The organism is Agilicoccus flavus (assembly GCF_014857905.1).
GTDB classification, from domain to species: domain Bacteria; phylum Actinomycetota; class Actinomycetes; order Actinomycetales; family Dermatophilaceae; genus Agilicoccus; species Agilicoccus flavus.
On record NZ_JACYXE010000001.1, the window covers coordinates 444,229 to 457,641 of the forward strand.

At 75.4% G+C, this 13,413-nt stretch carries 8 protein-coding genes; 4 read left to right on the forward strand and 4 right to left on the reverse strand.

From position 1 onward, the window contains the following. Positions 1 to 22: 22 nt before the first annotated feature. From ICW24_RS01975 to sbnB, 4 genes are read left to right on the forward strand one after another with little or no spacing between them, the layout of a single operon-like run. A complete protein-coding gene (locus ICW24_RS01975) occupies positions 23 to 2,995 on the forward strand; it encodes a Pls/PosA family non-ribosomal peptide synthetase (RefSeq protein WP_226344030.1) in 2,973 nt (990 codons plus the stop codon). Beyond that, positions 2,992 to 5,691: a non-ribosomal peptide synthetase gene (locus ICW24_RS01980; protein WP_226344031.1), complete on the forward strand. Its 2,700-nt coding sequence runs from the start codon at positions 2,992 to 2,994 to the stop codon at positions 5,689 to 5,691. The genes ICW24_RS01975 and ICW24_RS01980 overlap by 4 nt, the downstream gene beginning before the upstream one ends. Then, positions 5,688 to 6,743: a TauD/TfdA family dioxygenase gene (locus ICW24_RS01985; RefSeq protein ID WP_226344032.1), complete on the forward strand. Its 1,056-nt coding sequence runs from the start codon at positions 5,688 to 5,690 to the stop codon at positions 6,741 to 6,743. The genes ICW24_RS01980 and ICW24_RS01985 overlap by 4 nt, the downstream gene beginning before the upstream one ends. Then, a complete protein-coding gene (sbnB, locus tag ICW24_RS01990) occupies positions 6,740 to 7,897 on the forward strand; it encodes a 2,3-diaminopropionate biosynthesis protein SbnB (RefSeq protein ID WP_226344033.1) in 1,158 nt (385 codons plus the stop codon). Before ICW24_RS01985 ends, sbnB begins: the two co-directional genes overlap by 4 nt. 783 nt (positions 7,898 to 8,680) lie before the next feature. On the opposite strand, the gene ICW24_RS01995 is transcribed toward sbnB, so the two are convergent. The 4 genes from ICW24_RS01995 to ICW24_RS19540 form a co-directional block, all read right to left on the reverse strand. Further along, complete coding sequence (locus tag ICW24_RS01995) at positions 8,681 to 9,358, reverse strand: 4'-phosphopantetheinyl transferase family protein (protein ID WP_226344331.1); 678 nt, start codon at positions 9,356 to 9,358, stop codon at positions 8,681 to 8,683. Positions 9,359 to 9,571: 213 nt separating this feature from the next. Beyond that, on the reverse strand, positions 9,572 to 9,940 hold the full coding sequence (locus tag ICW24_RS02000; protein WP_226344034.1) for a HepT-like ribonuclease domain-containing protein: 369 nt from the start codon (positions 9,938 to 9,940) through the stop codon (positions 9,572 to 9,574). A gap of 11 nt (positions 9,941 to 9,951) precedes the next feature. After that, complete coding sequence (locus ICW24_RS02005) at positions 9,952 to 10,392, reverse strand: XRE family transcriptional regulator (protein WP_226344035.1); 441 nt, start codon at positions 10,390 to 10,392, stop codon at positions 9,952 to 9,954. A 96-nt stretch (positions 10,393 to 10,488) separates the two neighbouring features. Next, complete coding sequence (locus ICW24_RS19540) at positions 10,489 to 13,395, reverse strand: helix-turn-helix transcriptional regulator (protein ID WP_307781272.1); 2,907 nt, start codon at positions 13,393 to 13,395, stop codon at positions 10,489 to 10,491. Positions 13,396 to 13,413 lie beyond the last annotated feature (18 nt).

The following is a 13,413-nucleotide window of genomic DNA, read 5'->3' on the forward strand; positions in this document are numbered from 1 at the left end:
CACCCACGAGGAGACGACACCCGTGACGACGACCCCCACCGCCCTCGCCCCGAGGCCGGCGGCGGACCCCACCGCTCCCCCGGGGCTCCCCGGGGAGCCCCTCGCGCCGGCGGCCGAGTCGCTCGCCGGACGGCTGGCGGCCGTGCTCGCCGAGGTGCTCGGCGTCGGGGAGGTCGCACCGGGCAGTCGCTTCTTCGACGACCTCGGGGCCGACTCGATGACGATGGCCCGGTTCTGCGCCAGGGTGCGCAAGGCCGGCGACCTGCCCGCGATCGCCATGCGCGACGTCTACGCGGCCGGCACCGTCGCCGACCTGGCCCGGGCGCTGGCGCCCGACGACCCCGCCGAGCCCGCCGGGGCGGGCCAGGGGGGAACGGGCGGGACGGTCGCCGGGGCCGCGACGGGGACGGTCGCCGAGGCCGCGACGGGGACGGTCGCCGAGGCCGCGACGGGGACGGTCGCCGAGGCCGCGACGGGGACGGTCGCCGAGGCCGCGACCGTAACGGTCGCCGAGAGCGCGGCGGGGGTCGTCGCGAAGAACGCGACGGTCTCCGTCGCCCATGACGCGGGCGCCTGGGCGGTGAACGGGGAGACCGTGCGGGCGCCCGCCCTCGACCCGGCACCGATCCAGCCCCCCGCCGGCGCCACCGCGGGACTCCCCCGGAATCGACCGATCGCCCGCGCGGTGTGCGGCACGATGCAGCTGTCGTGGCTCGTCGCCTACGGGACGCTCAACCTCTACGTCCTGCTCAGCGGCTTCCAGTGGGTCAGCGTCGCGTCCACCGTCGCGGACGTCTACGGGCGTGCGCTCGTCGTCGGCTGCGGCATCTTCACGGTGTGGGCGACGCTGCCCATCGCCCTGAAATGGCTGCTCGTCGGCCGGTGGCGGGTGCGTGAGTTCCCGCTCTGGGGTGGGCGGTACCTGTGCTTCTGGATCGTCAAGACGGCGATCCGCGCCAACCCCCTCGCGCTCCTGTTCGCCGGGTCACCGCTGACGGTGCTCTACCTGCGGGCCCTCGGCGCGCGGATCGGGCCCGGCGCCGTCGTCCTCACCCGCCACCTGCCCGTCTGCACCGACCTGGTCACGCTCGGCGCCGGCGTTGTCGTGCGCCAGGAGGTCCACGTCAACGGCTACCGGGCCCGCGACGGCGTCATCGAGACCGGGCGCATCGGCCTGGGCGATCGGGCCTACGTCGGCGAGTCCTCGGTGCTCGACATCGGCACGGCGCTGGGCGACGACGCCCAGCTCGGTCACGCGTCGGCGCTCTACACCGGTCAGGTCGTCCCGGCCGGGGAGTCGTGGCACGGGACGCCCGCGGTGCCCAGCCCGGTGACGTACCGCCTCGAACCCTCGGCGGAATCCCCCGACGGGTACGAGACCGACGAACCGGACCGGTTCCGCCGACGGATGGACCGCCGCGACCGGGCGCGCCGGGTCGGCTACAGCCTCGTGCAGGTGGCCACGACGGTCTTCGTCGGACTGCCCCTGTCCTTCGGCCTCGTCGAGGCGCTCCTGTCGAGGGGGCGGCTCGAGCCCCTGCTCCACCCCGAGCACATGCTCCTCACCGATCGGTGGATCTACCTCGAGGCGGCTCTGGCCGTGCTCGTCTGGACCCTCGGCCTCATCGCGATCGGCCTGCTCGTCGCGAGGACCCTGCCCCGCCTGCTCGCCCGCGGTCTGGTCGCCGGGCGCGAGTACCCGCTCTACGGCTGGCACTACGGCAAGCACCGCCTCGTCGCGCGGCTGACGAACATCCCCGGGTTCATGACGCTCTTCGGCGACGCCTCGGACGCGGTCGGCTACCTCGGCGCGATCGGCTACCGGCTCCGGCCCATCGAGCAGACCGGCTCGAACTTCGGGCAGATGGTCACACACGAGAACCCCTACCTGAGCACGGTCGGACGCGGCACCGTCGTGGCCGACGGCCTGAGGATCCTCAACGTCGACTACGGGCCGAGAACGTTCCGGCTGCGCGAGGCGCGCATCGGGGCCCGCAACTTCCTCGGCAACCACGTCGTCTACCCCGCCGGCGGGCGCACCGGCGACAACGTGCTCCTCGCGACCAAGGTCGCGGTGCCCCTCGACGGCCCGGTGCGCGAGAACGTCGGACTGCTCGGCTCACCCGCCTTCGAGATCCCCCGCACCGTGCGCCGCGACACCGCCCTCGGCCTGCTGACCCGCGCCGAGCTGCGCCGCCGCCTGCGCGCGAAGAGCCGGCACAACCGCGTGACGATGGCGCTCTACCTCGGTGTCCGCGCCCTCCTGCTCTACCTGATCCTCCTCGTGGCGGGCCTCGTCCTGGAGTTCTCGCCGGTCCACGGGCCGGTCGTCCTGCCGGCGGCCGCGGCGCTCCTGCTCCTGCTGCCGATCCCCTTCTGGGTGCTCGTCGAGCGCGTCTACGCCGGGTTGCAACTGCTGACGCCGCAGGGGTGCTCGATCTACGACCGGGCCTTCTGGGGGCACGAGCGCTACTGGAAGGGACCTGGTGTCGCGTTCGTCGCCCTCTACAACGGGACCCCGATCAAGGGCGTCCTGTGGCGGCTGCTGGGCGTGCGTGTCGGGCGCGGCCTCTTCGACGACGGCTGCCTCGTCCCCGAGCGCAGGTTCCTCACCCTCGGCGACGACTGCGTCCTCAACGAGGGCAGCAACCTGCAGTGCCACTCCCAGGAAGACGGGGCCTTCAAGTCGGGTCTCACCGCGCTCGGCGATCGCTGCACGGTCGGCGTGGGGGCCCTCGTCCACTACGGCGTGACCGTCGGCGACGACGTGCAGATCGCCCCCGCCTCGTTCGTCATGAAGGGCGAAGAGGTGCCCACCGGCGCCCGCTGGGGCGGCAACCCGGCCCTGCCCCTCGAACCGGCCGACGCCCACGCCGTGCCCTGCTCCTCGGATGGCCGGCCCCCGCGCGGCCTGCCCACCCCGGCGCCCTGCCCCGGTCGACCCTTCGCCATCGGCCACGCCCCGCGCACGATCACGCCAGGAGATCCGCGATGACGACCCTGCCCCGCTGGACCACGTCGCCCCCGACCGCCGGCCACCCCCACGTGGCCGAGATCGACCATCCCCTGGCCGAGGGGCTGGCGGCCGCGATGACGCGGGCGGCGGTCGATCTCGGGGCGCCCGCGCCGGTCCTGCTCCTCGCGGCCCACGCGAAGGTGCTGGCGGTGCTCACCGGCGAGGCGAACGTCACGGCCGGCCTCGCCCTCGGCGACCGCCTGCTCACGTGCAGCGTCGAGGTCGGCGGGTCCTGGCGTGAGCTCGTCGCCGAGGCCGCCCGATCCCTCGCCGCCGGGTCGCCGAGCGTCGCGGCGGTCGAGACGGTCGCGCAGGTCGACGGGGCGGCGGCGGCCCTCCCGGTGGGCCTGCCGCCGAGCGTGCAGCTGCGCGTGACGGCGTCGCTCGGGATCGCACCGACGCTACGGGTGGCCTATCGCGGGGAGTCCGTCGACGACGAGTACGCCCGCCGACTGGCCGGCTACCACGCGACCGCGCTGGCCCAGCTCGCCGCCGACCCCGACGCACCGCTCGACGCGGCGGGTCTGGTCGGCGCCCGCGAGATCCGCCACCAGCTCGAACGGTTCGCGGGTCCGGCCCGCGACCTGCCGCCGCGCCGGGTGCACGAACTCGTCGCGGACCGGGCGCGGGAGCACCCGGACCGCGTCGCGGCGACGCAGGGGTCGCGCGAGTGGACGTACGCGCAGCTCCAGCGCCGGGCCGACGCAGCAGGGAGGCACCTCCTCGGGGACGGCGCCGCCGGCCTTGAGCCCGAGTCGCAGCCCGGGCGTCAGGCCGGGCCGCAGGCCGTGCTGCGGGCCGGGCTGCAGGCCGAGGACGTCGTCGCCGTCATCACCGAGCGCAACCTCGAGTGGCTCGCCGCCGTCCTCGCGATCCTCGGGGCCGGCGGCGCCTACCTGCCCGTCGACCCCGCGTTCCCCGCCGACCGGATCGCCCGCGTGCTGCGCCGCGCGGGGTGCCGGCACGTGCTGACCCAGGGCGCGAGCCGCGGGAGCCTGGACGCGGCCGTGGGCCTCCTGGCCGAGGGCGAACGCCCCCGGATCCACGACCTCGACCGTGTTCTCGCGGGTGCCGACGACGCGGGTGTCGGCGCGGGTGCGGGCGAGGCGGACGCGGCCGAGCACGCGGGGGCCGAGACGGCCGGGACCGAGGGCGGGCTCGGGGTCGAGGTCGGCCCGGAGCGCCTCGCCTACCTCTACTTCACCTCCGGCTCGACGGGCGAGCCCAAGGGCGCGATGTGCGAGCACGCGGGCCTGCTCAACCACGTCCTGGCCAAGATCGACGACCTCGGCATCGGCCCGGGAGACACGGTCGCGCAGACCGCGCCGCAGTGCTTCGACATCTCCCTGTGGCAGCTCCTCGCCGGGCTCGTCGTCGGCGGGCGCACCCTCATCGTCGAGCAGGAGGCGATCCTCGACGTCGAGCGCTTCGTCGACACGATCGACGCCGAGGGCGTGAGCGTGCTGCAGGTCGTGCCGTCCTACCTCGAGGCGGTGCTCACCTACCTCGAGACCAGCGGACGAACCCTGCCCGCCCTGCGGTGCGTCTCGGTCACCGGCGAGGCGCTCAAGGCCGAGCTCGCCCGGCGCTGGTTTGAGACCGGGCCGGCGACGCGGCTCGTCAACGCCTACGGCCTCACCGAGACCTCCGACGACACGAACCACGAGGTCATGGACGAGGCACCGGTCGGCGGCCGCGTGCCGCTCGGGCCGCCGATCCCCAACGTGCGCGTCTACGTCGTCGACGAGCGGCTCGTGCCGGTCCCCCTCGGCGCGCCCGGCGAGATCGTCTTCGCCGGGGTGTGCGTCGGCCGCGGCTACGTCAACGACCCCGAACGCACCGCCGGCGCCTACCTCGTCGACCCCTTCCACCCGGGCGACCGGCTCTACCGCGGCGGCGACATCGGCCGCTGGACGCCGGAGGGCAAGCTCGACTTCCTCGGCCGGCGCGACCACCAGGTCAAGGTCTCGGGCTTCCGCATCGAGATCGGGGAGGTGGAGGACGCGCTCGTGCGGGCGCCGGGGGTGCGGGACGCCGCCGTCGTCGTCACCGACCTGCCGGGCCGCGCCCGCCGGCTCGTGGGCTTCTACGCCGCCGACGCGGCGCTGCCCGCCGAGGAGCTGCGTGCGCTCATGGGCTCGCGGTTGCCGTCGTACATGGTGCCGCGCACCCTGCATCACCGCGCGGCCCTGCCGCTGACCGCCAACGGCAAGATCGACCGCGCCGCGCTCCTCGCTCTCGCCACCGCGCTCGACGACCCTTCGGCCGGGGGTGACGCGCCGGCCGGTGCCGGGTCGACCGTTCCCGCGAGCCCGACGGAGGCGCGGATCGCGGCGGCCTGGGCCGGCGTGCTCGGCCTGCCGGTCGCCGAGATCGGGCGGCGCGACCACTTCTTCGACCGCGGCGGCACGTCGCTGGCGGCCGTCAAGCTCGCCATCGCCCTCGACCGGGCGGTGACGGTGCGCGACCTGCTCGCCCATCCCGTCCTCGCCGACCTCGCCGCCGTGGTCGACGACCGCGCGGGAGCGACGCGACGGACCACCGCACGGGCGACCGGCGGGGGACCGACCGGGCCGCCCGCCCGGCCGCCGCCGCGATGGCGGCCCGTGAGGACCACGTCATCCCCCACGTCATCCCCCGACCGACGCCGGACGAACGAGGAGTCAGCCCCATGACCACCACCACGGACGCATCCCTCCTGGAGGACATCGACCTGCGGCCGGACGCGCCGCCGCTGCTGCGGGTCACCGGCGGAGCCGACGCCGCCGCGTGGGCGGGTCGCCATCGCGACGCGGTCCGCGCGGCCGTCGGGCGCCACGGCGCCCTGCTCGTCCGCGGGCTGGGCCTGGCCGACCCCGCGCAGGCCACGGCGGTCTTCACGGCGCTGGGCTCGGGGCTCATGACCGAGCGGGAGGCGTTCGCGGCCCGCACCGCCCACGACGACGGGGTCTACTCGTCGTCGGCGTGGCCGGCGGCGCAACCGATGTGCATGCACCACGAGCTTAGCTACGCGCGGCGGCCACCGGGCACGATGCTCTTCGCGTGCCTGCAGGCGCCGACCGAGGGTGGCGCGACGACGATCGCGGACGCCGCCGACGTGCTCGACGCGCTGCCGGCCGACCTCGTCGACCGCGCCGAGGCGACCGGCTGGATGCTCGTCCGGCGCTACAACGAGGACATCGGGGCGACCGTCGGCGACGCCTTCGGCACCGACGACCCCGCGCAGATCGACGCCTACTGCCGCGCGAACGACATCGAATCCGTCTGGGAGGCGGACGGTTCGCTCGTCACCCGGCAGCGGCGACCCGCGATCGTCACGCACCCGGTGACGGGCCGGCGCTGCTGGTTCAACCAGGTGGCCTTCCTCAGCGAGTGGACGCTCGATCCCGACGTCCGCGAGTTCCTCCTCGACTGCTACGGACCCCAGGGGCTGCCGTTCACGACGTGCTTCGGCGACGGTGAGCCGATCGGCCCCGACGTCGTCGCCCTCCTCGCCGACGTCTACGACGCGCACACGCGGCGCGAGCCGTGGCAGTCCGGCGACCTCCTCGTCGTCGACAACCTCGCGACGGCCCACGCGCGTGAGCCGTACTCCGGGCCGCGGGAGGTCCTCGTCGCGATGACCGACGAGATGAGCCGTCCCGGCGAGGCGCCGCGAGGCGCATCCGGGGCCGACGAGAGCGCCCCGACCCCGACCGGCACGACGAACGAGACGAGCGGACGATGACGACAGAGACGAGAACGCACACGACGAGCACGACGGACACGCGAACGCCCTCCGCCGGGCCTTCGGCGGCGCCCCCGAACGGGCGCACGCCCACGGCCGCGTCGACCCACGACGGGCCCGTTCCGACCGGTCAGGACTACCCCCCGCGGTTCGCGCTCATCGGGGGCGGGCAGGTCGAGGCGGCCCTGCGGGGCCGGGCGGCCGAGGTCCTCGACCTCGTGGAAGAGACCTATCGCGTCCACGGCGGCGGCGACACGGTCAACCCGCCGTCCTACTTCCTGCGCTTCCCCGACCGCCCGCTCTCCCGGATCATCGCGCTGCCCGCCTCGCTCGGGGGGCGCTTCGGGGTCGACGGGCTCAAGTGGGTGTCGAGCTTCCCGGGCAACATCGAGTACGGCCTGCCGCGGGCGTCGGCGCTGCTGCTGCTCAACGACCACGACACCGGCTACCCCTTCGCCTGCCTCGAGGGCTCGATCATCAGCGCGACGCGCACGGCGGCCTCCGCGGCGCTCGGCGCCGACCGCCTCAGCCGGGGCCGCCCGCGGCCGCGCCGGGTGGGTTTCGTCGGGGCCGGCCTCATCGCCCGCTACATCCACACCTACCTCGCGGCCACGGGATGGGAGTTCGACGAGGTCGGGATCTACGACCCGGACCCCGATAGCGCCCACGGGCTCGCGGGCTCGCTGACGCGCTCGTCCCAGACCCCGGTCGTCGTGCACGACGACATCGAGTCGGTCATCCGCGGCAGTGATCTCGTCGTCTTCGCAACGGTGGCGGCCCGCCCGCACGTCACCGACGAGTCGTGGTTCGACCACCACCCGGTCGTGCTGCACGTCTCGCTGCGGGACCTGACCCCCGAGATCCTGCTCGGCGCGGTCAACGTCGTCGACGACGTCGACCACTGCCTCAAGGCCGACACGTCGCCGCACCTCGTCGAGCAGCTCACCGGCAGCCGCGACTTCATCGCCGGCACGCTCGACGACGTCATGGCGGGGCGGGCCGAGATCCCGCCGGATCGCACCGTCGTCTTCTCGCCCTTCGGGCTCGGCGTCCTTGACCTCGCGGTCGGATTGTTCGTCTACGAGGCCGTGGCCCGCGCCGGCGAGCTGAACGTCGTCGACGGCTTCTTCCACGACCTCGCCCGGCACGGGTGACGAGGCCGAGGACTCACGCCGTCGCCCCGGTCGTCGGCGGCGGCCACCGCCGGACGGCCCGCCGGGACCGAGGGGGCCGCTCCCCAAGTGGGCGCGGCCATTGCCCGAGCGAGCACGAGGCCGGGCAGCCACCAGGGCGCCGCCGGGCAGCGGCCGGGGCGCCGTCCCGGCGGCGGTGACCACGACGACACCGACCGTGGGCAGCACGATCGTCCCCAGGTAGGACCGGGGTGGGCGGAGTTGTCGTCGTCGACGTGCGTCGCGCCCCGGACGAACAACTCTGACCGTACGGTCAGGAATGAGATGGACGACCGCGCCATCACCACCTCCGTGCCCTCGGCCGGCCTGCCGGCGGCGCAGGTCGCGACCCTGCGGCCCCGAACCCGAGCGGGGACGACGCGAGCCGGCCGTCGCCGGCCCGCCGTACGTCGGGTCGGACCGACGCGCATCAGCAGTTTTCACGCCAACTGCACTGCCAATGACGTCCCCGTGTCGGGCCCGACCCCCTGACCAGCGACGATGTCATCGCCGCCGCAAAAGGCAGTGCAGTTGGCGTGAAAACTCGGACCCGGCCCGGCCCTGCGGCCAGGAGCGCCGGGCCCGCGGCCGCCGACCGTCCGCCATCCGGGCGGCCGCGCCGGCGGGGGCACGCTCGGCGGGGCGTCGTCGGCGCCGACCTCGTCGGGCCCCGCGAACCGGTCCCCGCCGCGGCGCTGGATCAGACGCCGCTCGGTGTCGGGGCCGCGCGGCGACGCCGCGCGCCCGACGGCCCGGCCGGACGGATCACCCGGCCGGCCGCGAGTACGCCGCCGTCACGACTAGGGTCGACGTCACCCGCCACCTGCCGATCAGCGGGGGGAGCGCCTCCGGCGTGCGCGAGGTTGCCGCGAAGGACCCGTCGGGGCGCAGGTCGACCGCGACGTCCGCGGCCTCCCGCCACACGCGGTCGGCCGGGAAGGTCGCCTTGAAGACCGCCTCCTTGGCGGAGAAGAGCACGGTGTCCCACGCGACCGCCCACCCCGGCGGGAGACCGGCGACCCGCTCCCGCTCGCCCGGGGCGATGACGAGGTCGGCGACGTCCGGCTCGAGCGGGGCGTGCACCTCGGCGTCGACGCCCAGGCGCGAGAGCACGGCGGTCGAGGCGACCGCGGCGGCCCAGAATCCCGCGCAGTGGGTGATGCTGCCGACGAACCCGGGGGGCCACCGCGGGGCGCGGTCCGGCCCGACCGGCACGGGCCCGGGGGTGACGCCGAGGTCGGCGAGCGCGCCGCGCGCACACGCCCGACCGGTCGCGAATTCGCGCACCCGGGTCGGGGCGGCCCCCGCGACCGCTGCCGCCTCCTCGCCGAGCAGCGACGAGCGCGCGGCCTCGAGATCGAGCGGGGTGTCGGTGGCCCGGACGGCGACACCGGCCGGCAACGCGCCCCGGAGGACGGCCGACCCGCTCGCGTCACGACCCATCACGTCCGCCACGTTCCCAGATCGCGAGAGCGTGCAGGCGGAACGGGCTCGGACGTCCGCGCGGGCGGCGTAGGTGACATCGGTGACGAGCGCGGCCCAGGACGCCGACCCGAGGTGCCGGTTCCCCCGTACGGTCACGTTCGTGACGGCAGGGCCCGCCCTCGTCGTGCGAGCCGAGCCGACGATCGCGGGCCCGGGGTCGCCGCCCGCGCGTCAGCGGTCCGGGATCACGGCCTCCACCCGCTCTCGCAGCTCTGCGGCGTGGCGGGACAGGACGCCCCAGACCAACTCGTCGTCCACAGCGTCCTCGTCGTGACCCAGGTGATGGCGCATGCTGATCGCCCGGCGCCAGGCGGGGTCGGCGCTGCGCTCCGCCAGGAACGCGTCCGGGAGTCGCCGGACCGCCTCGCCGAGTTTGAGGACGACGGAGTCGGCGGACAGCCTCGGCACGCCCAGTTCGGGATCACTGTCGTACCAGCGTCGACCTCGCGCGCCGATGAGCTCCGCTCGGCGACACAACACCGCCACGTCCCTGAGCCGCTGTTCGGTGCCCGCGCCGTAGCGGCGATCGAGTTCGCTCACCACGTCCTCGCTCACCAGGTCACGGCGGTTCGCCCGATCTCGTGGCCGGGCGACAGCGCGCGGGAGGTCACCAGGTCGACGCGACAGCCCAGCAGGGCCTCGAGCTCGTCGCCCGCGTCGACGAGGTCGAGGACGTCCGCTCCCTCGTCGACGTCGACGACCAGGTCGACATCGCTGCCGGGAGCATCGTCGCCACGGGCCACCGAGCCGAAGACCCGCGGCCGGGTCAGGCCGTGTCCCTCGAGAATGCGCAGGACCTCCGGCCGATGCGCCGACAGGACCTCACTCGGCCGAGGGCGCAGCGCCGCCCGCAACCGCTCGAGCATCTCCGGCGACGGGCGACGCCGACCCGATTCGTAGGCCGCGATACTGGGCTGGGCGACGCCGCTGCGGCGCGCCAGCTCGGCCTGGCTCACTCCCGCTGCCGCTCGCAGGTCGACCACTGAGGTCATGCAGAGATCATGACGCGATATGGGCCGTGGTCGGTGACTCCTGCGGCGCGACTCGTCTCCCGTCGAGCACGCCTCGAGCCGAGCCCCCGCACCCCATCACCCCAGGAGCCCGAGCCGGCGGGCGGTGGCGACCGACTCGCCGCGGGTCGACGCCCCGAGCTTGGCCAGCACGTTCGAGACGTGGACGCTCACGGTCTTGGGGCTGATGAACAGCGATGTCGCGATCTGGCCGTTGGTGCGTCCCTGCGCGACGAGCTCGAGCACCTCGCGCTCCCGGGCGGTCAGCACGCCCCCGCCGCCGCGCGCCGGCGCGACCGCGAGGTCGTCGAGCACCGCGAGCAGCGGCCGGGCCCCGAGAGCCTCGGCCCGGGCCCGCGCCTGCGCGACGACGTCCGCCGCCTCGGAGCGGCGGCCCACGGCGATGAGGGCCCGCGCCAGGCCCACGCGGGAGCCCACGGCCTCCGCGACGTGCGGCAACGCGTCGAACGACGACACGGATCGCTCCCAGGCGGCCACGAACACGCCGGGGTCGGGCCCCTCCCCCGCACCGGCGGCGATGCGGTGTCGTTCGGCCACGAGCCGGTCGCGCCAGGCCCGGGACTCCGGGCCGAACGTCCTCCGCGCGGTCGCGTCGTCGCCGAGCAGATACCCGGCGTACTCCTCGACGAGGTCGGTGAACCGCGTCTGCAGAGCCGGGTCGATGTCGCGCGGTAGGTCGGCCGCCCGGCCCGCGAGAAGGGCGGCCAGGCGGTACCAGCCCTGGAAGCGCGGCGACCAGACCCGACGCAGCAGCGCCACGCCCGACTCGATCCACTCGAGCACGGTCTCGTGCTGCGCCTGCCGGGCGTAGTGCTCGACCGCGGGCCCCATCGTGCACAGGACGAGGAGAGCGTCCACCTCCCACCAGGCGCGGGCGCGCAGCAGGGGGGCCGGGTCCACGTCCGCCCGCCGGGCCTGCGCCAGCTCGACGAGCGAACCGTCGAGCAGCCCGCGGGCCGGGTAGGGCAGGTCGGCGGGGGCGCTGAGCCGGTCGGCCGCCTCCTCCCACCGGCCCAGCAGGTACGCAGTCCGGCCCGCGTGCAGCCGACAGTCGAACCCGTAGAGACCCCAGGGTCGCCGCAGTCGCTCGGCGACGTCCGCGCCCCGGACGAAGTCGTCGTGCGCCGCCTCGATCTCGCCCGCGTTGTAGCTCGACATCCCCAGCCGGAACAGGCCCTGCAACCGGATCTCGTCGGGCGTCTCGGGGGCGGCGACCACGGCGACCACCGTGTCCCGCTGACGGGCGGGGTCGGTGTCCTCGAGCAGCCGGGCGCGGAGCATCCTCACCTCGGCCACCACCTCCGGGGCCCCGAGCTCGTCGGCGAGACCGGCGAGCTCGTCCGCCAGCGCCTCGGCCTCCTCCCGGTGCTTACCGGCGCCGAGGATCACGTGCACGCGCACGCCCAGCACCCGGGCGCGCAACGCGTCCCGGGTCTGCGGGAGCAGGGCCACCGCCTGCGCCGACAGGTCGAGGGGCGATCCGGGGAGGTCGAGGATGTTGTGCCAGGACGCCAGCTCGGCCAGGAGCGCAGCCCGCTGCCGGGGGTGCCGACCCGCGGGCATCGACTCGAGGACCTCACGCAGGAGGCCGAGGGCGCGCACGTGGTCGCCCGTGGCGCCGGCGGCCTGCGCCGCCGACAGCGCGACCTCGGCCCTGGTCACGTCGTCGTCGATCCAGCCCAGGGCGGCCTCGTAGTGCCCGAGGGCGTCCCGCGCGCCGCCGACCCGCATCGCGGCATGCCCCGCGGCGACGCTGGCCCGCGCCGCGGTGGCCGCGTCGCCGATGGCCGCGGCGTGGGCCGCGACCGCCGCGTCGGAGCACGACCGCGGGTCCGCCAGCAGCGCCTCGATCCAGGCCTGGTGGAGCCGACGGGCGGCTCCGGGCAGGATCCCCAGCGCGAGGGTCTCGCCGAGCAGCGCGTGCCGGAACGACCAGGTGGGCGTGCCGGCCCCGAGCTCGCCGAGCGCGTGACCGCCCGGGGGCACCCGCTCGAGGACGTGGTGCTCGATCGCCTCGGCCAGGGCCCGGTCGAGGGCGTCGTCGTCCAGCCCCACGACCCGGGCGAGCAGGTCGTGCCGCACGGTCCGGCCGGCGACGGCCGCGGCGCGCACCACCGCGCCGGCGTCGTCGCTGAGGCGGTCCAGCCGGCGTTCCAGCACCGAGGTGAGGTCCTCGGTCGGCTTCCCCTCGTCCCCCGGGTTGGTGGCCAGCTCCTCGGCGAAGAACGCGTTGCCCTCCGACCGCGTCACGACCCGATCGACCGTGGCGGGGTCGAGCGGTGGGCCCGGCTGCCCGGCCACCAGCTCGCGGATCGCGCCGGCCGGCAGCGGCCCCAACGAGATCCGCCCGACGAGGGGCAACCTCGTCCACTGGGGGAGGGTGTCGTACAGCGGATGCTGCCGGTGCAGGTCGTCGCTGCGGTAGCTCACGACGAGAGTGACGTCGCCGTCGAAGCCGCGCGTCAGCAGCAGGGTCAGCAGCTCCCGAGAGCTCCGGTCGCTCCAGTGGACGTCCTCGACGACGGCGAGCAGGGGCCGCCGACGACCCACCGCGACGAGCAGGGCCTGCACGGCCTCGCCCACCGCCCCCGGGGACACTCCCGCGGGCGCGTCGACGTCCCGACCGGCGACGAGGGACGCGAGCGCCGGGTGGCGTTCGAGGACCTCCTCCGACGCGTCCGGTTCCGCGGCGACCAGCGCGCCGACGAGCTCGACGAACGGCAGCCACGCCGTGCCCGATCCCGCCGCTCCGACGCAGTGCCCGGCGGCGACGAGCCGGCCGGCCTCGCCCGCCCGGTGCGCGAGTTCCGCGATGAACCGGGACTTCCCGATCCCCGCGTCGCCGCCGACCACCAGGCCCGACACGCGCGACGGCGCCGTCGGGCCCAGGCCGAGGAGGCGACACGCGGCGTCCAGTTCGCGGTCGCGTCCGACGAGCGGGTGGTGGCGCGGGGCCAGGGTCACGCTCCTCAGCATGGCAGC

Excerpts from the sequence above, each read along its gene's own strand:
- ICW24_RS01980 (WP_226344031.1), top strand. The coding sequence starts at position 2,992 with ATGACGACCCTGCCCCGCTGGACCACGTCGCCCCCGACCGCCGGCCAC.
- ICW24_RS01985 (WP_226344032.1), top strand. The coding sequence starts at position 5,688 with ATGACCACCACCACGGACGCATCCCTCCTGGAGGACATCGACCTGCGG.
- sbnB (WP_226344033.1), top strand. The coding sequence starts at position 6,740 with ATGACGACAGAGACGAGAACGCACACGACGAGCACGACGGACACGCGA.
- ICW24_RS01995 (WP_226344331.1), bottom strand. The coding sequence starts at position 9,358 with ATGGGTCGTGACGCGAGCGGGTCGGCCGTCCTCCGGGGCGCGTTGCCG.
- ICW24_RS02005 (WP_226344035.1), bottom strand. The coding sequence starts at position 10,392 with ATGACCTCAGTGGTCGACCTGCGAGCGGCAGCGGGAGTGAGCCAGGCC.